Source organism: Blastomonas aquatica (assembly GCF_014639875.1).
GTDB classification, from domain to species: domain Bacteria; phylum Pseudomonadota; class Alphaproteobacteria; order Sphingomonadales; family Sphingomonadaceae; genus Blastomonas; species Blastomonas aquatica.
In genome coordinates this window covers 546,119-568,057 of the sequence record NZ_BMGD01000003.1, presented here as the reverse complement: position 1 = coordinate 568,057, position 21,939 = coordinate 546,119, and the positions used below count along the sequence as shown (strand labels likewise).

The 21,939-nt window shown below is 62.7% G+C and carries 18 protein-coding genes; 10 read left to right on the top strand and 8 right to left on the bottom strand.

Features of this window, described 5'->3' with window-relative positions; genetic code table 11:
- Positions 1-48: 48 nt before the first annotated feature.
- Together IEW00_RS10635 and IEW00_RS10630 are read right to left on the bottom strand one after the other, a co-directional pair.
- The gene (locus IEW00_RS10635; protein ID WP_188514351.1) at positions 49-543 is read right to left on the bottom strand and encodes a DUF427 domain-containing protein; all 495 of its coding nucleotides are present in this window, start codon (positions 541-543) and stop codon (positions 49-51) included.
- Positions 540-1,178 carry an SOS response-associated peptidase gene (locus IEW00_RS10630; protein ID WP_188514350.1) on the bottom strand — a complete coding sequence of 213 codons (639 nt, stop codon included), beginning with the start codon at positions 1,176-1,178 and terminating at the stop codon, positions 540-542. The genes IEW00_RS10635 and IEW00_RS10630 overlap by 4 nt, the downstream gene beginning before the upstream one ends.
- 204 nt (positions 1,179-1,382) lie before the next feature.
- On the opposite strand from IEW00_RS10630, the gene IEW00_RS10625 reads away from it, so the two are divergent.
- The 3 genes from IEW00_RS10625 (at position 1,383) to IEW00_RS10615 (ending at position 4,675) form a co-directional block, all read left to right on the top strand.
- Positions 1,383-1,679 (top strand): hypothetical protein, encoded by a 297-nt coding sequence (locus IEW00_RS10625; protein WP_229736964.1) that lies wholly within the window; start codon positions 1,383-1,385, stop codon positions 1,677-1,679.
- A gap of 90 nt (positions 1,680-1,769) precedes the next feature.
- The gene (locus IEW00_RS10620; RefSeq protein ID WP_188514349.1) at positions 1,770-3,323 is read left to right on the top strand and encodes a DHA2 family efflux MFS transporter permease subunit; all 1,554 of its coding nucleotides are present in this window, start codon (positions 1,770-1,772) and stop codon (positions 3,321-3,323) included.
- Positions 3,320-4,675 (top strand): alkaline phosphatase PhoX, encoded by a 1,356-nt coding sequence (locus IEW00_RS10615; protein WP_229736963.1) that lies wholly within the window; start codon positions 3,320-3,322, stop codon positions 4,673-4,675. The genes IEW00_RS10620 and IEW00_RS10615 overlap by 4 nt, the downstream gene beginning before the upstream one ends.
- Before the next feature lie 22 nt (positions 4,676-4,697).
- On the opposite strand, the gene IEW00_RS10610 is transcribed toward IEW00_RS10615, so the two are convergent.
- From IEW00_RS10610 to IEW00_RS10600, 3 genes are all read right to left on the bottom strand, one after another.
- Positions 4,698-5,198, bottom strand: coding sequence for a DUF6702 family protein (locus IEW00_RS10610; RefSeq protein WP_188514348.1), 501 nt, complete (start codon positions 5,196-5,198; stop codon positions 4,698-4,700).
- A complete protein-coding gene (locus IEW00_RS10605) occupies positions 5,195-7,561 on the bottom strand; it encodes a M1 family metallopeptidase (RefSeq protein WP_188514347.1) in 2,367 nt (788 codons plus the stop codon). The genes IEW00_RS10610 and IEW00_RS10605 overlap by 4 nt, the downstream gene beginning before the upstream one ends.
- Positions 7,562-7,710: 149 nt before the next feature.
- Positions 7,711-8,769: a helix-turn-helix transcriptional regulator gene (locus IEW00_RS10600; RefSeq protein WP_188514346.1), complete on the bottom strand. Its 1,059-nt coding sequence runs from the start codon at positions 8,767-8,769 to the stop codon at positions 7,711-7,713.
- Between the two features lie 88 nt (positions 8,770-8,857).
- On the opposite strand from IEW00_RS10600, the gene cysD reads away from it, so the two are divergent.
- The 3 genes from cysD to IEW00_RS10585 are packed head-to-tail and all read left to right on the top strand — an operon-like array spanning position 8,858 to position 12,428.
- Positions 8,858-9,787, top strand: coding sequence for a sulfate adenylyltransferase subunit CysD (cysD, locus tag IEW00_RS10595; protein ID WP_188514345.1), 930 nt, complete (start codon positions 8,858-8,860; stop codon positions 9,785-9,787).
- Entirely contained in the window at positions 9,787-11,691 is a 1,905-nt protein-coding gene (cysN, locus tag IEW00_RS10590) for a sulfate adenylyltransferase subunit CysN (protein WP_188514344.1), read from the top strand. The genes cysD and cysN overlap by 1 nt, the downstream gene beginning before the upstream one ends.
- Positions 11,688-12,428 (top strand): 3'(2'),5'-bisphosphate nucleotidase CysQ, encoded by a 741-nt coding sequence (locus tag IEW00_RS10585; protein ID WP_188514343.1) that lies wholly within the window; start codon positions 11,688-11,690, stop codon positions 12,426-12,428. Before cysN ends, IEW00_RS10585 begins: the two co-directional genes overlap by 4 nt.
- A 12-nt stretch (positions 12,429-12,440) precedes the next feature.
- On the opposite strand, the gene IEW00_RS10580 is transcribed toward IEW00_RS10585, so the two are convergent.
- From IEW00_RS10580 to IEW00_RS10570, 3 genes are all read right to left on the bottom strand, one after another.
- Positions 12,441-13,223, bottom strand: coding sequence for a Coq4 family protein (locus IEW00_RS10580; RefSeq protein ID WP_229736962.1), 783 nt, complete (start codon positions 13,221-13,223; stop codon positions 12,441-12,443).
- Between the two features lie 74 nt (positions 13,224-13,297).
- On the bottom strand, positions 13,298-13,861 hold the full coding sequence (locus IEW00_RS10575) for a group I truncated hemoglobin (RefSeq protein WP_188514341.1): 564 nt from the start codon (positions 13,859-13,861) through the stop codon (positions 13,298-13,300).
- A gap of 19 nt (positions 13,862-13,880) precedes the next feature.
- The gene (locus IEW00_RS10570; protein WP_188514340.1) at positions 13,881-14,777 is read right to left on the bottom strand and encodes a DUF3034 family protein; all 897 of its coding nucleotides are present in this window, start codon (positions 14,775-14,777) and stop codon (positions 13,881-13,883) included.
- Between the two features lie 163 nt (positions 14,778-14,940).
- On the opposite strand from IEW00_RS10570, the gene IEW00_RS10565 reads away from it, so the two are divergent.
- The 4 genes from IEW00_RS10565 (at position 14,941) to IEW00_RS10550 (ending at position 21,896) form a co-directional block, all read left to right on the top strand.
- A complete protein-coding gene (locus tag IEW00_RS10565; protein ID WP_229736961.1) occupies positions 14,941-15,585 on the top strand; it encodes a cupredoxin domain-containing protein in 645 nt (214 codons plus the stop codon).
- Between the two features lie 6 nt (positions 15,586-15,591).
- Positions 15,592-17,943 carry a putative bifunctional diguanylate cyclase/phosphodiesterase gene (locus IEW00_RS10560; RefSeq protein WP_188514339.1) on the top strand — a complete coding sequence of 784 codons (2,352 nt, stop codon included), beginning with the start codon at positions 15,592-15,594 and terminating at the stop codon, positions 17,941-17,943.
- Between the two features lie 161 nt (positions 17,944-18,104).
- Entirely contained in the window at positions 18,105-19,685 is a 1,581-nt protein-coding gene (locus tag IEW00_RS10555; RefSeq protein WP_188514338.1) for a tetratricopeptide repeat protein, read from the top strand.
- A 63-nt stretch (positions 19,686-19,748) separates the two neighbouring features.
- Complete coding sequence (locus IEW00_RS10550; RefSeq protein WP_188514337.1) at positions 19,749-21,896, top strand: acylase; 2,148 nt, start codon at positions 19,749-19,751, stop codon at positions 21,894-21,896.
- Positions 21,897-21,939 lie beyond the last annotated feature (43 nt).

Sequence of the window (21,939 nt, the reverse complement as noted above, 5' to 3'; positions counted from 1 at the left end):
CAGACCATGTCCGATGCATGCCTGCTTTTTGCCCATCCTCGTTGCAGGTCACCATCCCATGCTCCCAGGCCCGCCCTTGAAGGGTCCCGCATAGCCCGATGTAATCCAGCCACCGTAAAATGCGCCGGGTTGGGGAATGACCACCTCACCGTTGACGGTGCACCGATCAAACGGCCCAGCGTAAAACGCGACATGGTCGCGCAGCCTAGCGAAACTCGCGCTCGGGCTCGGATAGCTCCAGCCGATCCGCGGCAGGACAGTGTCGGCAACGACAACATCCCAATAGACCGCAGCGCCTTTCCACTCGCAAAACGAGCTGCCTGTCGCACGTCGCAGCACACCCGGGGTGATCGCCTGCGGGGGGATGTAGTAGCTCGGCGGATGGCTCGTCTCGAAGGTGCAGACCGCCTCGCGCGTCTCGGCGATGATGGTGCCGCGATGTTCGATCCGGACATGCGCATCGCACGGTTCAGCGATCGCGGGCCGGGGAAAATCCCAGACGCTGCGCTGTCCCGGCGCTACCGGGTCACGCTCAGGCTTCATGCTGCTTTTCCTTTCATCTTCGGGCGCGCCCACAGATCAGACGTCGCCTCGACCTCCATGGCGTCGGCTGGAAACGGTGTGTCGAACCGGTAGAGGTCTTCGAGCGGTGTGGTAAGCCAGGCTTGCCATTGGTCCGGCAGCAGGATGACCGGCGAGCGGTCGTGGATGTCCGCGAGCTCGGGTGCGTTCTCGGTCATCACCCCGGTATAGCAATCGCCCCATTCTTCCGACGATCGCCAAAGCCCCGCCCAGGCAAACAGCGGCTCATTCTTGAGCGAAAGCCACGTTTCGGTCATTTTCCCAGCTGGACCAACGGCTTCGGCGTAACGCGATGTTGGTATCAGGCAGCGGTGATCGGGCTGCGATGCCCAGCGCTTCCAGAACGCACCCAGTTTGTCGAACCGCGCGTTGTTGACCGGCTTGGGCTTAAGCGGCTGTCCCTGCTTGCCCCTCAGAACCATCGGGAAGCCCCAGGTCATCTGCTCCAGAACGGTCTCGCCGTCCTTGATGCGGACCACCCAGCCGGGCTCTTTGGGGTGCACGGTCGGCGGGCCCGCATTGTATTCGCGCAGCAGCCTGGCGTTGAAATGATCCTGGATCCGTTGGCGTTCGCCGGGCTGGTACCGATTGCACATCCTGCCTAGCTGTGGTGCCCCGGGCGCCATGTCAATGTCCACCACTGCCGCGCTTGCGACGGGGCCGAGCCTCGGCACGTCGCGCTGAGGTTGAACTGCCGGGGGAAGACGGATACTCCTTTCCCACGCCATCAGCGCATCGCCAGGGCCTATACTGCGGTGCGCGCGCGACATTTCACGCGGAAAACAAGGGTGTTGAACAGAATGATGATGACCGGTGCACAAAACAGCGCAGGCAGCAAAGCCTCTCGCTCTATCCGCCTGCTTGTATCGGGCGCGGTTCTGGCGGTGGCGTTGAGTGGCCCGGCATATGCGGCAGCGGATCCCGGTAAACAGGCCTGCGCCCGTGAAGCGCGCACCTTGTGCCCTGCCGAGATGAAGGCGATGAGCCGCAAGCGGGTCGAGGCGTGCATGATCGCCAAGGTCGAGCAGACATCGCCCAGCTGCAAGGCAGCAATGTACAAGATCAAAGCCCAACGCGAAGAGAGCGGCAAGCGCTGATCCGTTGGCGCTCGCGCCGACAATCGCGCCAGGGCAACCCACCAGAAGTTTCCTTTGGCCACCCGGTGACGCCTGGGTTACGAGGCACGCATGAGCCAAACCGAGACGTTGAGCTACCGGATCCTGCCCTGGATCGGCTTTCTGTGCATGTCCCTTGGCATGTTCATGGCCATTCTGGACATCCAGATCGTTGCGACCTCGCTCCCGGCAATTCAACAGGCACTGGGGATGACCCCCGACGAGATGATCTGGGTGCAGACCGCCTATTTGACGGCGGAGATCGTCGCCATCCCGCTGACCGGGTATTTGACCGCGAAGATGGGAATGCGCTGGCTGTTCGTGTGCGCGGTCTCGGTGTTTACATTGGCTTCGGCAGGCTGTGGACAGAGCGATAGCTACGAGATGCTGATCGGGTGGCGGATCGTGCAGGGATTTGCCGGTGGCACGCTGATCCCGGCGGTTTTTTCGGCGGTGTTCCTGCTGTTCCCGCCACGCTCGCAGGGGCTTGCGACCACCATCGCGGGGGTCGCCGCAGTGTTCGCCCCCTCGGTCGGACCGATCGTCGGTGGCTGGCTGACCGAAACCTATTCGTGGCACTGGCTGTTTCGGATCAACATCGTGCCCGGCATCCTCGCAGCGATTGGCGCGGCGTTGACCCTGCGCGGTGCCGCGAGCAATGCTCGCAGCGAACGGTCGATCGATTTGGTTGCGCTGCTCCTGCTCGCGGCCGGGCTGACGGCGCTGCAGATCGGGTTGAAGGACGCACCGTCGCTGGGATGGCTCTCGCCCTGGGTGGCAGCGCTTTTGATCGGCTTTGCGGCCTGCGCGGTCTGGTTCGTCTGGCGGACTTGGCGATCGGCCTCGCCTTTGGTCGAACTGCGATGCTTTCGCGACCGCAATTTTGCGGTCGGGTGTGGCCTCAGCTTCATTCTGGGAGCCGGGCTTTTCGGGTCGACATATCTGATGCCGTTCTTTCTGGGACTGGTACGCGAGCACAATGCGCTGCGGATCGGCGAGATCATGCTGGTGACGGGGATCGCGCAGCTGCTTGCCGCGCCGCTCGCAGTGTACCTCGAGCAACGAGTGGGCGCACGCACGCTCAGCCTGTTCGGCTTCGTCTTGTTCGCCGGGGGGTTGCTCGCCAGCACGGGCCAGAGCGCCGAAACCGATTTCGCCGAAATGCTCTGGCCGCAGATCATGCGCGGGGTCGCCACCATGTTCTGTCTGTTGCCCCCGACCCGAATCGCGCTGGGCTATCTCTCCACCGACAAGGTCGCCGATGGTAGCGGGCTGTTCAACCTGATGCGCAATCTGGGCGGAGCGATCGGTCTGGCACTGATCGACACGACGATCTTCAGCCGCGCGGCGACCTATGGCGCGGACATCGCCGCAAAGCTCCAAGCGGGCAGCGTCGAAACCGCGGTCAAGATCGGCATCCCGCGCGATGCGTTTCTGGAGCAGATCGGCACTCCGCCCGACGAGTTCACCGAGGAACTGGTACGCCCGCTGGTCGAAAGGCAGGCGCTGGTTGATGCGATCAACGATGCCTGGCTGCTGATTGGGCTAATGACGGTGCTTGCGGTGCTGCTGGTGTTCCTGATCCGCCGCGTCCCGGCGCGGGAGGCGGAAAACGAAACCGCATGATCAAGAAAGTGAACCAGATGGATCGCCGCGAATTTACCAGAAGCCTGACCGCCATGGCTTTCGCTGGGCTTGCCGGGTGCGCGTATGGCGGGCGATCATCGCAGTCGGCCAATTCCGGACTGGTCGAGGATCCGCAAGGCGTGCTCGATCTGCCACCGGGCTATGCCTATAGCGTCATTTCGCGCGCGGGCGATGCGATGGACGATGGCCATGTCGTGGGCGACCGCGCCGATGGCATGGGGTGCTTTGCCCTTGGCGAGGGGCGCGTTGCCCTTGTCCGCAACCACGAACTGCAGGTGCGGCATTATCGTTCGGGGCCGTTCGGGTCTCGCCCGGTGGCGCTTGCCTATGACCGCACCGATGATGACCGCGCGCTGCCCGGGGGCACATCGACGCTGATCTACGATCAGCGCAGCGGCAAGGTCGAAGCGCAATACCAGAGCCTTGCCGGGACAATCCGCAACTGCTCGGGCGGCATCACCCCCTGGGGCAGCTGGCTGACCTGCGAGGAGGATGTCACCCGTGCGGGCAATGGCGTGGCACGCGACCATGGCTGGGTGTTCGAGGTGCCTGCTACGCACAAGGGCCTGGTCGATCCGGTGCCGCTCAAGGCTATGGGTCGGTTCAACCATGAAGCCGCCGCGATCGATCCGGCCACCGGAATTGCCTATCTGACCGAGGACCGCGACGATTCGCTGTTCTATCGCTTCCTGCCCGACCAGCCGGGTCGACTGGCGGCAGGCGGGCGGTTGCAGGCGCTGGCGTTTGTTGAACGCGGGCTGGACGACACCCGCAACTGGTCCGGCGTGACGCTGCCCCGCGGCGCGGCACGCCCGGTGCGCTGGATCGACCTTAGCGGCACGCACAGCCCCGATGACGACCTGCGGCTACGCGGCCATGCCGCCGGCGCGGCACGGTTTGCGCGCGGCGAAGGCGTGCATTTCGGTAACGGTTCGATCTATTTCTGCTGCACATCGGGGGGTGCCGCCAAGCTGGGCCAGGTGATGTGCTATCGCCCCAGCCGCTTCGAGGGGCAAGCCGATGAACGGTCGTCTCCCGGGATGCTCCAGAATTTTGTCGAGTCAGACGACCCGGACATGTTCAATTTCGGCGACAACCTCACCGTCGCGCCCAACGGCCATCTGGTGGTGTGTGAGGACCAGTATTCGCTGATCGTCGACAACCACCTGCGCGGTGTTACGCCCGCCGGCAAGCTCTACACGCTGGCGCGTTGCCGGCTGCAGACCGAGCTAGCCGGGGCCTGCTTCTCGCCAGACGGATCGACCTTGTTCGTCAATCTATACAGCCCTGCGATGACGCTGGCGATCACGGGCCCCTGGAACAAGGTCTGATCGCGACCGCCCTGCTGGGCGTTCAGCGCAGCGCCACGACCTTGGCCTCGCCTCCGGAAAAGCGCAGCGTCTGGACGTTCTGGCCGCGCCGAACGACGACCTGGTTGACCTGACGCGGGTAAATGTCGCGCAGGATGGTCGATCGCAGTTCAAGCGTCTTGGGTTCGCCCGAAACAACACCGGTGTAATCGACCCGCACATCGCGCACGCCGATCTCGACCGAAGACACCGCGAGCGGCACGGCCACGCCATCGGCTGACACGCTGAAGTGCGCGAGGAGATAGGTCTTGAGCTCCTCGATGGCCGCGGGATCGTCGAGACTGGTCTGCGCATCAGGAGCGATTTCCGCGAGCGCCGGTTCCAGATCATGCGCCTCGAAGCGGTGCGACACGGTGACCGAACCGTTCTCGCCCAGCGTCACGACGCTCATCGCATCGTGACCCCGGTGCGCGCCGGCCTGCGGGACCATCGTCGCTGCGCCGACCAGCGCCAGTGCGGTGGCAAACAGACGTTGCTGCATCATTTCGGCGGCGCATCATAGGTGCGCAGCGAATCGGGCAGCACCTTCATGTCCGAATCCTTCATCCGGTTCTTGGCGTCCTCGGGCGTATCGATTTCCAAGGTCTTGGGCGCGATCTGGCCGGCATAAATGTTGTTCGACCGGTCGGCATCGGCGGTCTCCCACAGCGGATCGACCTCGGCCCGGGTCAGCGTCTTGGGCGTGACGAACTGCCAGGTCACGGCCCTTTGGTTGTACCGCCAGACTTCGGCCGGGATCCGCGCGGTCTCGCTCGACCCATCGGCGAAATCCATCTTGAGGATCACCGGCATCACCAGCCCGCCTCGATTGGAGAAGCTGAAGCGGTAGAAGTTGTCGGTCACCTGCCGCGCTTCTTTTTCCTCGGCGGTCAGATCAGCATAGCTCTCCGACGCCTTGCGCTTGTCGGCGGCGGTGGCATCGAGCGGATCGACCGCATCGTAGAAATCCCGGGTCGAAGGATCACGTTCCACCACGGTCTGCTGACCAGCGTTGCGCTGGGCGGTCAGCGATCCGGGCTCGGCATCGCGCTCCCGTTTGCGCGCAGCAGCAGCGGCGGTCGCATCCGCAGGCTCGATCGTCGCGCGCACCACCTTGTCGAGCGCGATATCGACGTGATCGGTCGAATAGAACCACCCGCGCCAGAACCAGTCGAGATCGACGCCCGAACTTTCCTCCATCGTGCGGAAAAAGTCATAGGGCGTCGGGTGCTTGAACCGCCAGCGTGTCGCATATTCGCGGAACGCCCGGTCGAACAGTTCACGGCCCAGGATCGTCTCGCGCAGGATGGTGAGCGCGGTCGCGGGCTTGCCATAGCCGTTCGCGCCGAACTGCAGCACCGAATCCGATTGCGTCATCAACGGCATCTGGTTGGTCGACAGCATGTATTCGGCGATGTCCTTGGGCTCGCCGCGCCGGACGGGATAATCCTTGTCCCAGAGCTTTTCGGCCTGGAACTGGAGGAAGGTGTTGAGCCCCTCGTCCATCCAAGTCCATTGCCGCTCGTCCGAGTTGACGATCATCGGGAACCAGTTGTGGCCGATTTCGTGAATCACCACACCGATCAGGCCATATTTGGCGCGCTCGGTATAGGTCAGGTTGCCGGTCTTCTTGTCCTTCACTGGGCGCGGGCCGTTGAAGGTGATCATCGGATATTCCATCCCGCCAACCGGGCCGTTGACCGACTGCGCGACGGGATAGGGATACGGGAAAGCGAACTTGCCATAGACGTCGATGGTGTGCGCGATCGCCTTGGTCGAATAGGCATCCCACAAGGGCCGGGCTTCCTTGGGGAAGAACGACATCGCCATCACCAGCGGCTGTTCGGCGTAATCCTGTTTCACGCCCAGCGCATCCCAGGCGAACTTGCGCGACGAGGCCCAGCCGAAATCACGGACGTTTTCCGCCGCGAACACCCAGGTCTTCTCGCCCGATGCCTTGTTCCGTTCTGCCGCGACCGCCTCTTCAGGCGTCACGACATAGACCGGGCTGGTCGCGGTCTTGGCCTGTTCGAGCCGCTGGCGCTGCGCCGCAGACAGCACCGCATCGGGGTTCTGCAGCACGCCGGTGGCCGAAACGACATGGTCGGCGGGCACGGTCAGCGCTACGCGGTAATCGCCGAACTCGAGCGTGAACTCGCCCGATCCCAGAAACGCCTTGTTGTGCCAGCCTTCATAGTCCGAATAGACCGCGAGCCGCGGGAACCACTGCGCACCTTCGAAGATGCAGTTGCCGTCCTCGCCAGGTTGGGTGAAGCACTCATAACCCGATCGTCCGCCGACCACCTTGTTTTCGACCATCGGGAACGACCACTCGATGAAGAAACTGGTCTCGCCACCATTGGGTGCGACCGCCTGCCCCAGATCGATCCGTAACAGGCTGTCGACCACGGTGAATGGCAGGGCGCGTCCGCTGGCATCGCGCACCGCCGAGATTGTGAAGCCGCCTTCCCACTCCTGCATCCGCTTGACCCGGCGCACTTCGGCCAGGCTGATCTTGTCGCCCGAGACCGTCTCGGTCATCGCCGCGATCGAATCACGCTTGTAGTCGTTCTGGTCGAGCAGCAGCCAAAGGTAAGGCAGAGCATCGGGTGAATTGTTCTGATAACGCACCGTCTGGGTGCCGCTCAGCGTGCGCCTAGTCTCGTCAAGCCGCACCTGCACGTCATAGTCGACCTGCTGCTGCCAGTAGCGATAGCCCGGCGCGCCTGAGGCGTTGCGGTAATCGGTCGGGGTCGGCCAGTCCTCGCCCTCGAGCTGGCGGAACTTGTCCTCGTAAGTGCCCTTGGTCTGCTCGACCGGATTGGCGAGCGCCGGGGTGGAAACAACGGAGACGGCGAACGCGAGCACGGATACGGACGTTGAGAATAAGTGACGCAAGACGACCCCCTTAAGTCGGGGCTTGGTGCCCCGGTCTGGTTATGGCCGACAGGAATGTGACACTATAGCATTCAGGTCAATGCCAGAACGCAGGGTGCGCCGCCTGACCTGCTACAGCCTTAACTCAGCGCCAGGACGCTCGTCATGATCACCCGCACCAGTTCAGCGTGGCCGCGAGCGCCGGTCTTGGCGTAGATCTTCTTCGAATAATTGCGCGCGGTCTCGACCGTGATCCCCAACGTCTCGGCAGCTTCGGATATGCTTGTTGCCTGCGCCAACAGCCATGCCAGCCGCGCCTCGCTGGGCAGCAGCCCGAACAGATCGACCAGCTGCTCGCAGCGATCCGCCTGGCTGCGCCGATCGCCGCTGACATAGATAATCACCGCTGCCGAGCGGTGGCCCGAGATCGTCTCGCCCTGCAGCGGCGCGACCAGCATGTCGAACCACGGATCCTGGCTGAGGTTGACCGCAAGCGGCCGCACCGCCTGACCCGCCGCGACCTGCTTGACGTAGCCTGTCAACTGCCGATCGATCGCGGGGGATGCAGGCACCAGCCGGTCGTAGCGTCCCCGCCGCAACAGCGTGCCCCATTGGAACATCTGCTCCATATTCTGCGTCGATTCGACGATCCGCCCCTGCGCATCAAGCGTCAGCCACGCGATGTTGAGCCGGTTGAACCCTTCGCCGGTCACCGCCGAGCGGAAGCGTTCGTGCTCGAGCGCGGCAAAATTGCGCAAGGCGATCCGCAGATGCGGTGCCAGCCCGAGCAACAATGCGCCTGCCGATGATCCCAAAGACCGCCCGCCTGCGCAGGCGAGCCAGCCATCGACCCCGCTGGCCTCGGTCACACGCACGGCGCGCACACTGGTAATCCGCGCCGCGAGCAGGGTTTCGCGAGCCTGCGCACGGTCATGTGGGTCGGTCATGTCGAGCAGATCGTCGAGAGCATAACCGCGCCCTTCGCGCATCGCATGCCCAACCATCAGCTGGCGCACGACCCCGGCCGGACCCTCGCCTGCCACAAGTTCGGCCACGTCTGTCTGCCCATGCGGGCGAATGGCGAGCATCGCCATCTGCGCTCCGGTCATGGTACGCAATCGATGCAGAAAGCCGTCCCACAGCGGGGTCTGAAACATCCCCTCGTGCAGTGCTTCCAGCAGGCCATCGTCAAAACGCATGGGTTTTCTATACCCTCCCATATGGGAGGTTCAAGTCGGCACGTGCCATGCCAATGTAATCAGCGATATCGAACGGAGTTTTTGCGCGATGACCCGCACCCTCACCCATCTGCAACGGCTCGAGGCCGAGGCGATCCACATCATGCGCGAGGTCGTGGCGCAGGCTGACAAGCCGGTGATGCTGTATTCGGTGGGCAAGGACAGCGCGGTGATGCTGCATCTGGCGCGCAAGGCGTTCTTCCCCTCGCCGCCGCCCTTTCCGCTGCTGCACGTCGATACCACCTGGAAATTCAAGGACATGTATGGCTTACGCGACCGGATGGCGCGCGAAAGCGGGATGGAGCTGCTGGTCTACCAGAACCCGGAAGCGACAGAACGCGGCATCAATCCGTTCGATCACGGCCCGCTGCACACCGACATGTGGAAGACCGAGGGACTGAAACAGGCGCTCGACCTCTACGGCTTCGACGCAGCCTTTGGCGGCGCGCGCCGCGACGAGGAGAAGAGCCGCGCCAAGGAGCGCATCTTCTCGTTCCGCACTGCTTCACACGGCTGGGACCCCAAGAACCAGCGCCCCGAGCTGTGGAACCTCTACAACGCCCGCAAGGCCCCCCGAACCAGCAGCGGGGGCGAGAGCATCCGCGTCTTTCCGATCAGCAACTGGACCGAGCTCGACATCTGGCAGTACATCCAGCTCAACGATGTGCCGATCGTTCCGCTGTATTTCGCCGCGGTCCGCCCGACCTTCGAATGGGAGGGCCAGCTGTTCATGGCCGATGACATCGAGCGGCTGACCAGAGTGCTGGGCCGCGCGCCTCAGATCACCGAACGCTCGATCCGCTTTCGCACTTTGGGTTGCTTTCCGCTCACCGGTGCGGTCGAAAGCACCGCGAGCACCCTGAGCGAGGTGATCCAGGAGACGCTGCTCACCACCACCTCGGAACGCCAGGGCCGGGTCATCGACAAGGATGCAGGCGGCGCAGGCATGGAAAAGAAGAAGCAGGAAGGGTATTTCTGATGGACAGCGCGTACCAGACCGAAGCCCTGATCGCCGAGGATATCGACACCTATCTCGATATCCATCAGCACAAGACGATGCTGCGCTTCATCACCTGCGGGTCGGTGGACGACGGCAAGTCGACGCTGATCGGGCGGCTGCTCTACGACAGCAAGATGATCTTCGAGGACCAGCTCGCCGCACTCGAAAACGACAGCAAGAAGGTGGGCACGCAAGGCCAGGACATCGATTTTGCGCTGCTGGTCGATGGCCTCGCCGCCGAGCGCGAACAGGGCATCACCATCGATGTCGCCTACCGCTTCTTCAACACCGAAAAGCGCAAGTTCATCGTCGCCGACTGCCCCGGGCACGAGCAGTACACCCGCAACATGGTGACCGGCGCATCGACCGCAGACCTTGCCGTGATCCTGATCGATGCGCGCAAGGGCGTGCTCGTCCAGACGCGGCGGCATTCGTATCTGTGCCAGCTGATCGGCATCCGCAACATCGTGCTGGCGGTCAACAAGATGGACCTGGTGGAGTACGACCAGAGCCGCTTCGACGAGATTGTCGCCGAGTACCGTGAATTTGCCACGAGCATCGGCATCGAGAATTTCACCGCGATGCCGATCAGCGGCTTCAGGGGCGACAACATCACCACCCGATCGAACAATACGCCGTGGTACACCGGGCCGACGCTGATCGAGCATCTCGAGACCGTCGAGGTTCTGTCCTCGCTCGATGCCGACAAGCCGTTCCGCATGCCGGTGCAATGGGTCAACCGCCCCAATCTCGACTTTCGCGGTTTTTCCGGGCTGATCGCGACCGGGTCGGTCAAGCCCGGGGACCAGGTGCGGGTGCTGCCCTCGGGCAAGACCAGCACGGTCAGCCGCATCGTCACGATGGAAGGCGACCTCGATGAAGCACTCGCCGGGCAGTCGGTGACCGTGTGCCTGGCCGACGAGATCGATTGCTCGCGCGGTGATGTGATCGCGACCGCCGACAGCCCGCCTCAGGTGGCGGACCAGTTCGAGGCGACCATCGTCTGGATGGCGGATGATCCGCTCCAGGTCGGCCGGGCCTATTGGCTGAAGCTGGGCACCCAGACGGTGTCGGTGACCGTGCAGCAGCCAAAATACGTGATCAACGTCAACACGCTCGAACATCTGGCTGCCAAGACGCTCGAGCTGAACGCGATCGGCGTTGCCGAAATCGCCACCGACAAGCCGTTGGTGTTCGAGCCTTATGCTCACAACCGCACGCTGGGCGGGTTCATCCTGATCGACAAGATCACCAACGCCACGGTGGCAGCGGGGATGCTGCACTTCAGCCTGCGCCGCGCGCAGAATGTCCACTGGCAGGCGACCGATGTATCCCGCGATGTCCATGCCGCGCTCAAGAACCAGAAGGCCAAGGTGCTGTGGTTCACCGGGCTTTCGGGATCGGGCAAGTCGACCATCGCCAACGAGGTCGAAAAGCAGCTCAACCTGATGAACCGGCACACGTTCCTGCTCGATGGCGACAATGTCCGGCACGGGCTCAACCGTGACCTGGGCTTTACCGAGGCCGACCGGATCGAGAACATCCGCCGCGTTGGCGAGGTGGCCAAGCTGATGGCGGATGCCGGGCTGATCGTGCTCACCGCGTTCATCAGCCCGTTCCGTGCCGAGCGCGAAATGGTCCGCAAGATGCTGCCCGAGGGTGAGTTCGTCGAGATCTTCGTCGACACCCCGCTCGAGATCGCCGAAGCGCGCGATGTCAAGGGCCTGTACAAGAAGGCGCGCGCCGGTGCGCTCAAGAACTTCACCGGGATCGACAGCCCGTATGAACCGCCCGAAAGCCCCGACATCCGGGTCAACACCGTCGCGATGACCCCGGTCGAGGCTGCCGAGCATATCGTCCGCCAACTGATGCCGCTCAAATGAGCCTGACCGACGGAGAGCTCGCCGCGCAACTGGCCGATGCCGCCGGGCGCATCCTGCTGCAGGTGCGGACCTCGGGGCTGTTGTCGCGCGAGGTGCTGGGCAAGGCCGGCGATCAGACCGCCAACCAGTTCCTGCTCCACGCGCTGCGCCAACAGCGGCCCGATGATGGTCTGCTTTCCGAAGAGGAACAGGACAATCTTGAGCGGCTGTCGCATTCGCGTGTCTGGATCATCGACCCTGTCGATGGCACCCGCGAATATGGCGAGGAGCGTGCCGACTGGGCGGTGCATGTGGGGCTGGCAATCGATGGCGTCGCCAGCATTGGCGCGGTCGCGCTGCCTGCGCTCGATGTGGTGCTGCGCAGCGACCAGCCGCAGCCGCTGCCGCCCGGCGCGCCGATCCCGCGGATGGTCGTCAGCCGCACCCGCCCCGCGAGAGAAGCGCTGGCAGTCGCCGAAGTGCTCGAAGCCGAGCTGCTGCCAATGGGCAGCGCCGGCGCCAAGGCGATGGCGATCGTTCGCGGCGAGGCCGAGATCTATCTCCACACCGGCGGGCAGTTCGAATGGGACAGCTGCGCGCCGGTTGCGGTCGCGTCCGCACACGGGCTGCATGTCAGCCGCGCCGATGGATCACCGCTCGCCTATAATCAGTCGAACACCTATGTGCCCGATCTGCTGATCTGCCGCCCCGAATGGGCCGAACGGGTGCTGATGGCGATGCGATCGCTGCCGGAATAGCCGAGATCGCGCTCAGGCGGCCTGCGCCTTGCCGAGCAGATCATAGGGATCGATCCCGCGCGCCCTGAACCTGTCGTGCGCCAGGCCGTAAAAGCGTGGCGGGGTGATGTTCAGCCGCTTGCGCGCCTCTGCCAGCGGTTCGGCGAGCAGCGATGCGATCGACTGTTCGGATATCCGCGGACACCCCTTGCCCAGCGCGCGTGCCTCGTTGATCGCGTTGAACACCGGCGCATCGCTGCGGATTGTCCGCTTCATGTTGAGCCCGCCCATATAAGCGATGAAAATGTTCCCGGGCGCAGGGTTCTGCCCATAGGTGAATGCCAGCACGCACTGCTCGCCCAGCGCATCGCGGCCATAGCCGGTGAGGATATGGAGCAGGTCGTGGGTGTCACGCAGCCGGTTGACGTACCATTCGATCAGATCACCAAACCGGCGCCCGCCCTGAAACCGGTCATACTCCTCGACCAGCCCCGCAGCGCTGAGCCCCTCGCGCTCCATGAAATCGACATAGGCATGCGCGACGCTGCCGCTGGGCATTGCGCGCAGCCGATCGTGATCGTCGAGCAGATCGGGAAGGTAGGGCTCACTGGCACGCAACGCCTTGCCGAAATCGCTGTAGACGAACGCCCGCGCTTCATCGACCAGCCCCATGCGCGGCAGGCACTGGAAGATATGGAACACCTGCTCGGTGTCCTCCTTGTCGGCGATCAGCCTGCGGAAATGGTGCATCGCCTTGAACGGCCGGAACTTCGGCACAGGGCGGTCGGGATGGCGAAAGACTTGTTCGGTCATCATGGCACCTGATCAACATCGGACGGAATACACTTACACCTGTGTAAATACCACGGCACCCGGCCTTTGAAAACAGGTTACCGCGTCACGACATCGCGCTTCATCGGGGCCAGTTTCGACAGCAACCGGTTCTGTGCTGCAAAGCCAACCTTCTCGTCTGCCATGGCGGCCTGGAGGTTCTCGACCAGCACGTTGAGGTCATCGACCTGAAGCCCCAGATCGCGATGCGACGATTCCATGTCGCGGCCTGTATAGTCGCAGCCCGCGTTGAGGATGTGGCAGAACTGCTCGAACAGGGTTCGCCGCAACCTCACAAGGTCGTGCGCAACGAAGATCTCCGAAATTCGCGGATCGATGACGGCACGATCGACCATGTTGTCAACGACGCGGCGAATGCCCTCCTGCCCGTGAAATGCATCGCGCATTGCGGTGCCGGTGAAGGGCGTTGCGCCAGCATGCGCATTGGACATCTCATAGGGATCGACCGGGAGTTCGCCGGTGACCGGATCACGCTCAAGCTCAGGCTCAGGCGCGGGCGCGGGCGCGGGCGCCACCTCGGTAGTCACCTCAGGCTCGATATCGGCTGCTGCCGGAAGGTCCTGCACGCCCATAAGCGCCAGAGCAAAAGCGATGCTGATCATGAAAAATTCCCGTCCGGTATCAAAACGCAGCCTGCAGCGACAAAAGCGCGCCGCGCTGGTTGTCCGCTGTCGCGATACTGCCAAGATCGACATATGCTGCCGTTACGGTGACGTTGCGGGTCAGGGCATACGCAGCGAACAGATCGACCCAGTCATCCTCGCGCGCGATCCCCAGATTGTTGGGTTTGGTGCGGTATTCCCCGCCTACGACGAACCGCCGCGAGAGCTGATAGGCAAGCGATCCTTCGAACTGGGGCTTATGATTGCTATCGGTCGCACTGCCAAAGCCAAGCAGACCCGTCTGGTTGGCCTTGGTAAAGCGCACGGTCGCATTGGCGAGCACGCTTTGCGACAGGAACAGCTTGGTCGCGCTGATATAAAAATCGGTGCCGTTGGGAGATGCGCCGCCCACTGCTGCGACAACCGCCGCATCGCTCGAGCGCTTGTGCTGAACCCCGATCGCAATCTGTGGCAGCAGCGGGTCGCCATAAACGACATCGCCCGCCAGCTTCAATTTCGCGCCGAACACATTCTGGTTGAGCGTGTAGCCTCGCCCCAGGCCGAGCGCGGTGCCGATGTCGATGGTGTCGAGGTTCTGCCGGGCATAGCTCAGTTCAAGCCGGTCGAAGAACCCGACCGATACGCCGAAGCTGGTCCAGTTATAGTCGGGCAATTCGATCACGGTTCCGTGCACCGACCCACCAATGCCCTCCTGCGTGGCATTGCCCGCGATCGTGCTCCACGTCGCGAGCCCACCGCCGCCCGATCCTTCGATCGTGCTGACGCCGTTGGTGAGCAGCAACTTGCCGCCATTGCGCAAATCCTGTGCCTGGGCTGGCAGGTTGGCGGAAACGAGGGTGGAGGCCGAGAGGCTGAACAGGCAGGCAGCGACACGCAGAACAGAAAGGTCTTTCATATCAGACGGGTAAGCCTGAACTGCCTAATCATAAGTTAAGCATGGCCGGCATAGATTGTATCGCAATGTAAAATTATCCACTCGCGCCAATAGGCCCGCTATAATTCTTTAAAATGAATGGCTTCTGCAAAAATTGTTAACCGGTCACGGATAGGCCGGACCCATGCTGATTCCCCGCCTTATGCCCGCCGCTGCGTTTCTGGCAACGGCCACCGCCCTGATCGCAATTCCCGCCACCCAAGCCGCAGGCCCTGCTGCTCTGGCGGTCACCGTCAAACAGGCCAACGGGCTTCCGGTCCGTGATGCGGTGGTCATGGTGTATCCCAAGTCGGGCGGCGCCAACGGGCCGATCCGCTTCGGCTGGAAGAGCGACATGGCGCAGGCCAACATCGCCTTCAGCCCGGGGACACTCATCGTTCCTGCAGGGGCCACAGTGCGCTTCCCCAATCTCGATAAGGTGCGGCACAGCATCTACAGCTTCTCCAAAGCCGCCAAGATCGACATCCAGCTTTATGGCCGCGACGAAACCCGGTCGCACACCTTTGCCGTTCCCGGCAGCGTATCGCTTGGGTGCAAGATCCACGATCAAATGCGCGGCTACATCAAGGTCGTCGATACGCCCTATGCCGCCAAGACCGATCACAACGGCCAGGTCAGGATCGCGCAGATCCCCGGCGGTGCAGCATCGGTCAAGGTGTGGCACCCCGCGTTGCGGAGCAGGACTGGCGAGCATAGCGAAGCGGTGACGCTGAGCGCTGGCCAGGCAACATCGCGGGCCATTTCCGTCGAACTGCGTCCGATCAGCTAACCCGCAATGAATTCTGCTTCGCTTCCTGGATCGGGCCGATACCGCTCGCTCGCGACCCGTATCACCTTGTGGTACGCGGTGGTGATCACGGCCACTTTCGGCGCGTTCATCATCGTCGCCACAGGCGGGGTCGAACGGTATGCCGAAGGCGTAGCAACCAGCGAAATGGCGACCAGCGCGGCCACGTTCGACAAGATCCTCGAACTTCAGGCAGCGCAGATGCGTACCTCGGCCGATGTGCTAGCGGCCGATTTCGGCTTCCGTGAAGCCTTTGCGATCAGCGACCAGCCGACGATTGTCAGTGCACTCGACAGTCTGCGCCTGCGCGCCGGGGTGCCGCTTGCCATCATGGTGCCGCTGCAGGGAGAGTTCATCAGTTCCGGCACCGCGCTCACCCCGACAGAACAGGACGCGATTTGGGGGGCCATGGATTCAGGGACCGATCGCGGCGTCTTTCGAGCGAGCGGGCGGTTCTATAATGCGGTTGCCGCTCCGATAATGATCCCTGATCTTGCCGGCTGGCTGGTGATTGCGCGGCCGATGGACACCGCAGCGATGCGCGATATGTCCGGCCTTGCGCCCAAGGGCATGTCCGCCAGCATTCGCACCGCAGGTGACCTGCCCGGGGGGATGAGCCTTGCACAAGCCAGCGGCGAGGCTCCTGTTGAAACCCGGATCGGCGGCGAGCGCACGCTTTATTGGTCCACACCGCTTGCCTCGATGGACAACGCAATGCAGCCGCGTCTGGTGCTCCGCTACGCTCTGAGCGCGGCGTTGGAGCAATACGCGCCGATCAAGTATCTGCTGCTCGCGCTCAGCGGGCTAGGCCTGCTGATCTCGATCCTGATCGGCGCGCTTGTCTCGCGCGGAATCACCCGGCCGGTTGCGGCTCTGGAACGCGCTGCACGCGCGATCAGCGACGGATCGCGCGAGAAGGTCTCGATCACTTCACAGGATGAGGTCGGCAGGCTCGCGGTGAGCTTCAATTCGATGGTCGATTCGATCAAGGAGCGCGAGGAGAAGATCACGCACATCGCGCTGCATGATGAACTCACGGGGCTACCCAACCGCAAACTGTTTGCCGAGCAATTGGAGTTTGCGCTTGCCCGCCGCACCCGCGACGAGCGGATCGTCGTGATGTATTTCGATCTCGACAACTTCAAGGCGGTCAACGACACGTTGGGTCATCCGGTCGGCGATGAATTGCTCCGCGCGGTCGCAGACCGGCTGCGTGACACGATCAGCGGGGCTTTGATCAGCCGCCAGGGCGGCGATGAATTTGCTATTCTGATCGACAAGATAGAGCCTCAGGCCAACCTCGCACTGTTGGCAGACCGAGTCAGCGGCGTGTTCCAATCGGCGTTCCAGCTTGACGGGCATCGTTTGGAGACGAGTTCGAGCATCGGCATCGCGGTCGCGCCGACGGATGGAAATTGCCCGGACGAGCTCATCAAGAACGCCGATCTGGCGCTGTACCGTGCCAAGAACGAGGGGCGAAACTGCTCGTGCTTTTTCGAGCAGGCGATGGACCTTGAGGCGCGAAAGCGGCACCAGATGGAACTGGATATGCGCGAGGCGGTGCGCGAGGGGCAGTTCATCCTCAATTACCAGCCGCTGTTCAGTCTTGAGCAGGATCGGGTGATGGGCTTTGAGGCACTGGTCCGCTGGCAGCACCCGCTGCGCGGCATTGTGTCTCCGATAGAATTCATCCCGCTCGCCGAAGACACTGGGCTGATCGTTCCGATCAGCGAATGGGTGCTGAACGAGGCCTGCCAGCATGCGCGTCACTGGCCTGAAAGCGTACGGATCGCGGTCAACCTGTCGCCGGTGCTGTTCAAGAATCCGGGTCTGCCGCTGATGGTCATGCAGGCGTTGGACGCTGCCAAGCTGGCACCCAACCGGCTTGAGCTTGAAGTGACCGAATCGCTGTTCATCGAAAACGTCGAACGAACGACTGCCATGCTGAATGCGTTGCGCGAATGCGGCGTCCGGATTGCGCTCGATGATTTCGGTACCGGCTACAGCTCGCTCAACTATCTGCGTTCGTTCCCATTCGACAAGATCAAGATCGACAAGAGCTTCGTCAACGATCTGGCCACTGACAGCAGTTCGCGGGCTATCATCGGTGCCATCACCGCGCTGGCTTCTGCGCTGGGCATGGAAACCATTGCCGAAGGCGTTGAAGACATCGTCCAGCTCGAAGCGCTGCGCTCGCAGGGGTGTTCGAACATTCAGGGGTATCTTTTCAGCCGTCCGGTGGGGATCGAACATGTCGATGCGATGATCGCCAATATGCGCTATATCCAGCACAACGACACAACCGCGCCCGAGGCGACCAGGCCGCGTCAGGTCGCCTGACGCCGGTTGGCTGCGAGGCATCACGGCCCGAACATTCCTGCTATCCGCAACTGATCGACCACGGCTCGGCGTTTGCTGCCAATTCATCCAATCCTTTAAGACCCGATTGACGAACTCCCTGCATCCGTCCATTTTTTGCACAAACGCTGGGGGATATTGCGATGAATCTGACGACCGGGCAGTTCCGAACAAGGTACCTGGTGTGGATTACTGCAATGTCGGCCTTCATTACTGGCATTCCCCTCAATGCAGCACCGGTCGATGCCGCAAAGCTTGACGATGCAACATTGGCAGCAGCGCTGGCCGAAGCCGAAGAACGGGATAAACCGCGGCTTTGCGACGAGCTTGTTCCGCTGACCGCAGAAGTCCTGCGACGCGCGCCTGCTCCTGCACCCGACGAGACCTTTGCGGCAGCCAACGCGGAACTGTGGTGCGCGATCGACGAGAAGCGGTACGAAGACGCATCGTCCACCATCGAGCGGACCGAGGCAACGCTTGGTCGGCAGGAGCGGTTCGACCGGGTCGCGCTTTCGCTGCATTCTTTTCTCACCCGGCCCGAAAAGGCAGTTGCACGGATCGATGTTGTTGCGACAACAGATGGCGGCGAGGCGCTGACCAAGCTCCCGCAGGATGTCATCTTTGAAATCAGCCGAAGCGCATTCAAGGCGCAACGGACCGATCTTCTGCTGGCCTTTTGGTCGTCGATCTATTCGGCGCGGTCTTTCCGGCAGCTTGATCCCGATGTGATCGGCGGAACAGGGATCAACCTGTTGAAGGCAAAGGCGGACGCCGGCCTGCTATCCGACAAGGACAATGACCTTGCCGATCTGGTGACCAACTCCAACGCCTATGCCGCGATGCTGGCACAAAGACGCTATGCCCCCCTGTGGCCCTATCTGGAAACACGGGCGGGAGACAATCTGGCTGCGTTGCTTACGCTGGACCGGCAGATTACCGCGACCCGGTTCAAGGCACAGCCCAATATGACCCAGCGTTTTGCTGCGGCGATCTATTCGATGCTGCAATCGGGGGAACTCGAACCGCTGATCGATGCAACAAAGGCGTTTCGCGAGCCGGGCATGGATTACAACGGCCTTGACGAGCAGATTGCCTGGGCAATCAATTCCATGGCAATTGCGCTGCGGGCCAGCGGCCGTGCCGAGGAGGGCCTTGCAGCGCTCGACAAACTTGCCTCGCTCGACCCCAACGAGCATTCGTGGATTGTCAATTTCGCGATCAACCACGCCGCTTCGCTTGCTGGCGAGGAGCGCCATGAAGATGCGCTGAAATCCTATGAACGCGCGCAACCCATCGCTGAAAAACAGGGGTCGACTTATGCCCGCGCGATCATCGCAGGCCAGCGCGCGTGCTCGTTGCAGGCTCTCGGACGATCCACCGAGGCGGCAGCCGTGCTAACGACGCTAGAGAGCATGCGCACCGAGGCACCGACGCGTGCGATCGGCTTTGCCATGTGCTCCGGTCGTGATGATCTGGCTATCGCCTGGGCACTCGAGGCTCTGGCCGATGATACGCACCGGGCAGGTGCCATTTCTGTACTGCAGCCTCGCTATATGGAAGACACGCCGCCAGCGTGGACCGATCCGCAACCCCATCTGCTTCTTGCCAAAAGCCCCGAATTGGCCGCAGCCTTCAACAAGGTGGCGCGGGTGGTGCCCGAGCGTTTCGCGCCGCTCGGCGGCAAAGCGCGACTGGGGCCCAAACCTGTCGGCAGCGTGGAGTAATGCCGCGCACTACCTACAGCATTGTCAGTAGACGCCGCGTGTTCTGCTGATAAGGTGCGCGGCATGCTTCGTATCGTCAAACGTCTCGTTATTGGACTCGTCGTCCTGATCCTTATTGCAGCTATCGCCCTTGCCATCTGGGAACCGCTGGTGGCCGAAGAGGTCAAGGCCCCGTCTGCGCGAGCCTATGACGTCGAGATCGTCCGCGATGATTTCGGTGTGCCGCATATCTTCGGCAAGACCGATCCCGACGTTTCCTACGGCATCGCCTATGCACATGCCGAGGATGACTTCAGCACGCTGCAGGAGGTCGCGGCGATGACCCGCGCGCGGATGGGTGCGCTGTCCGGGCAGGACGGAGCGAAGATCGATTTCGCCGCACATTTGCTCGACATCCGCGGCACGGTTGACCGCAAGTACGGCGCACTCCCCGCGGATGTTCGCGCGTTGCTCGATGCCTATGCCGCAGGGCTCAATCATTATGCTGACAAACACCCCGATGAGGTTCGCCTGAGCGGGCTGTTCCCGCTCAACGGGCAGGATATCGCCGCAGGCTTTGCGCTGCGCTCGCCGTTCTTCTTCGGGCTCGATTCGGTGCTCGGTGCGCTGGTCGAAGGCAAGGACCTGCCGATCGAGGGCGGCCCGAGGCTGACCGGCAGGGAAACCGCGCGGGTCACCCCGATCGGACCCGAGCCCGACATGAACGGGTCGAACGCCTTTGCGGTGGCCCCTACCCGCTCGACCGACAACGTCACCCGGCTGGTGTCGAACTCACACCAGCCCTGGCGCGGCGGTGTCGCGTGGTACGAGCTCGTCGTGCATTCGGAAGATGGCTGGGATTTTGCCGGCGCCACCTTCCCAGGATCGCCCTATCCGTTCCTAGGCCACAACAAGACGCTGGGCTGGACCAACACCGTCAACCGCCCCGACCTGATCGATGTCTATAAACTCGTGCTCAACGAGGACAGGACGCAGTATCGGCTCGATGGCGAGTGGCGCGATCTCGAGGCGAAGCAAATCTGGCTCAAGGTCAGGATGGGGCCATTCACCCTGCCCTACCCACAGACCATCTATCGCTCGGCACATGGTCCGGTGATCATGAACGCCAAAGGCGCGTTCGCCATCCGCTATGCCGGTATCGACGACCTAAAAATGCTCGAGCAGTATTTCCGGATCAACAAGGCGCGGAACTTCAACGAGTGGAAGGCGGCGATGGCGATCCAGGGGGTGCCGGCGACCAACTTCATCTACGCCGATGCCGCTGGTAACATCGCGATGTCGTACAACGCGCTGTTCCCGGATCGCAAACCGGGAGCCAATTGGCGCGGGGTGCTGCCCGGCGACCGCGGCGACCTGATCTGGAAGGCGCACCTGCCTTGGGACAAGGTGCCGTTGCTGGTCAATCCGGCATCGGGCTACATCATGAACGCCAACAACACGCCCTATGTCGCGGCGGGACCGGGCGATGAACTCGATTCTGCCAGCTTCTCGCCGCTGATGGGGATCGAAACCGACATGACCAACCGCGCGCGGCAGGCGATCAAGCTGTTCGAAGCGGCGGGACAGATCGATGCCGCGACGCTGGAGCGGATCAAGTACGATGTCGGCTATGACAAGTCCGACTATGCGACCCAATGGATGGCTCAATTGCTCGCGGTGAAGCCCGATGGCGACGAGAAGGTGAGCGAGGCGCAGGCGCTGCTGCGCGCTTGGGACTGGCAACTCGATGGCAAGGGCAAGGGCGATGCCCTTGCGCTGATGCTGATGCGTCCCGCGATGCGGCAGAGCTATCGCCGCCTGCCTCTTCCCGATGCACGCGAAGAATTGACGGGAGCGATCGCGCATCTGTCCAAGCATTTTGGTTCGCTCGACCCCAGGCTGGGCACAGTGCTGCGGCTTCGGCAGGGCGATGTCGATCTGCCGATGGATGGCGGATCGGACACGCTGCGCGCGGCGACGTTGTGGGATGTCGACGAGAAGGATGGCCGGTTTGCGGTACGCCATGGCGACAGCTTTATCCAGTTCGTCGAATGGACCGCCGATGGCGCGGTGTCGTCGCGCTCGATCCAGCCTTTTGGTGCGGCCACAACCCGACCCGACAACCCGCATTATGCAGACCAGGCCAGACTGTTTGTCGAACACAAGACCAAGCCCGTCTATTTCACCCGTGAACAGCTGATGCCGCACGCCAAACGCCGCTATCGCCCCTGATTGACGCTTGAATCAGGACCCGCAGCCATTATGGTTTCACATC

Bases quoted from the DNA above. Each gene is read 5' to 3' on its own strand.
- IEW00_RS10635 (WP_188514351.1), bottom strand. From the start codon at position 543: ATGAAGCCTGAGCGTGACCCGGTAGCGCCGGGACAGCGCAGCGTCTGG.
- IEW00_RS10630 (WP_188514350.1), bottom strand. From the start codon at position 1,178: ATGTGCAATCGGTACCAGCCCGGCGAACGCCAACGGATCCAGGATCAT.
- IEW00_RS10625 (WP_229736964.1), top strand. From the start codon at position 1,383: ATGATGATGACCGGTGCACAAAACAGCGCAGGCAGCAAAGCCTCTCGC.
- IEW00_RS10620 (WP_188514349.1), top strand. From the start codon at position 1,770: ATGAGCCAAACCGAGACGTTGAGCTACCGGATCCTGCCCTGGATCGGC.
- IEW00_RS10615 (WP_229736963.1), top strand. From the start codon at position 3,320: ATGATCAAGAAAGTGAACCAGATGGATCGCCGCGAATTTACCAGAAGC.
- IEW00_RS10610 (WP_188514348.1), bottom strand. From the start codon at position 5,198: ATGATGCAGCAACGTCTGTTTGCCACCGCACTGGCGCTGGTCGGCGCA.
- IEW00_RS10600 (WP_188514346.1), bottom strand. From the start codon at position 8,769: ATGCGTTTTGACGATGGCCTGCTGGAAGCACTGCACGAGGGGATGTTT.
- cysD (WP_188514345.1), top strand. From the start codon at position 8,858: ATGACCCGCACCCTCACCCATCTGCAACGGCTCGAGGCCGAGGCGATC.
- cysN (WP_188514344.1), top strand. From the start codon at position 9,787: ATGGACAGCGCGTACCAGACCGAAGCCCTGATCGCCGAGGATATCGAC.
- IEW00_RS10585 (WP_188514343.1), top strand. From the start codon at position 11,688: ATGAGCCTGACCGACGGAGAGCTCGCCGCGCAACTGGCCGATGCCGCC.
- IEW00_RS10580 (WP_229736962.1), bottom strand. From the start codon at position 13,223: ATGATGACCGAACAAGTCTTTCGCCATCCCGACCGCCCTGTGCCGAAG.
- IEW00_RS10575 (WP_188514341.1), bottom strand. From the start codon at position 13,861: ATGATCAGCATCGCTTTTGCTCTGGCGCTTATGGGCGTGCAGGACCTT.
- IEW00_RS10570 (WP_188514340.1), bottom strand. From the start codon at position 14,777: ATGAAAGACCTTTCTGTTCTGCGTGTCGCTGCCTGCCTGTTCAGCCTC.
- IEW00_RS10565 (WP_229736961.1), top strand. From the start codon at position 14,941: ATGCTGATTCCCCGCCTTATGCCCGCCGCTGCGTTTCTGGCAACGGCC.
- IEW00_RS10560 (WP_188514339.1), top strand. From the start codon at position 15,592: ATGAATTCTGCTTCGCTTCCTGGATCGGGCCGATACCGCTCGCTCGCG.
- IEW00_RS10555 (WP_188514338.1), top strand. From the start codon at position 18,105: ATGAATCTGACGACCGGGCAGTTCCGAACAAGGTACCTGGTGTGGATT.
- IEW00_RS10550 (WP_188514337.1), top strand. From the start codon at position 19,749: ATGCTTCGTATCGTCAAACGTCTCGTTATTGGACTCGTCGTCCTGATC.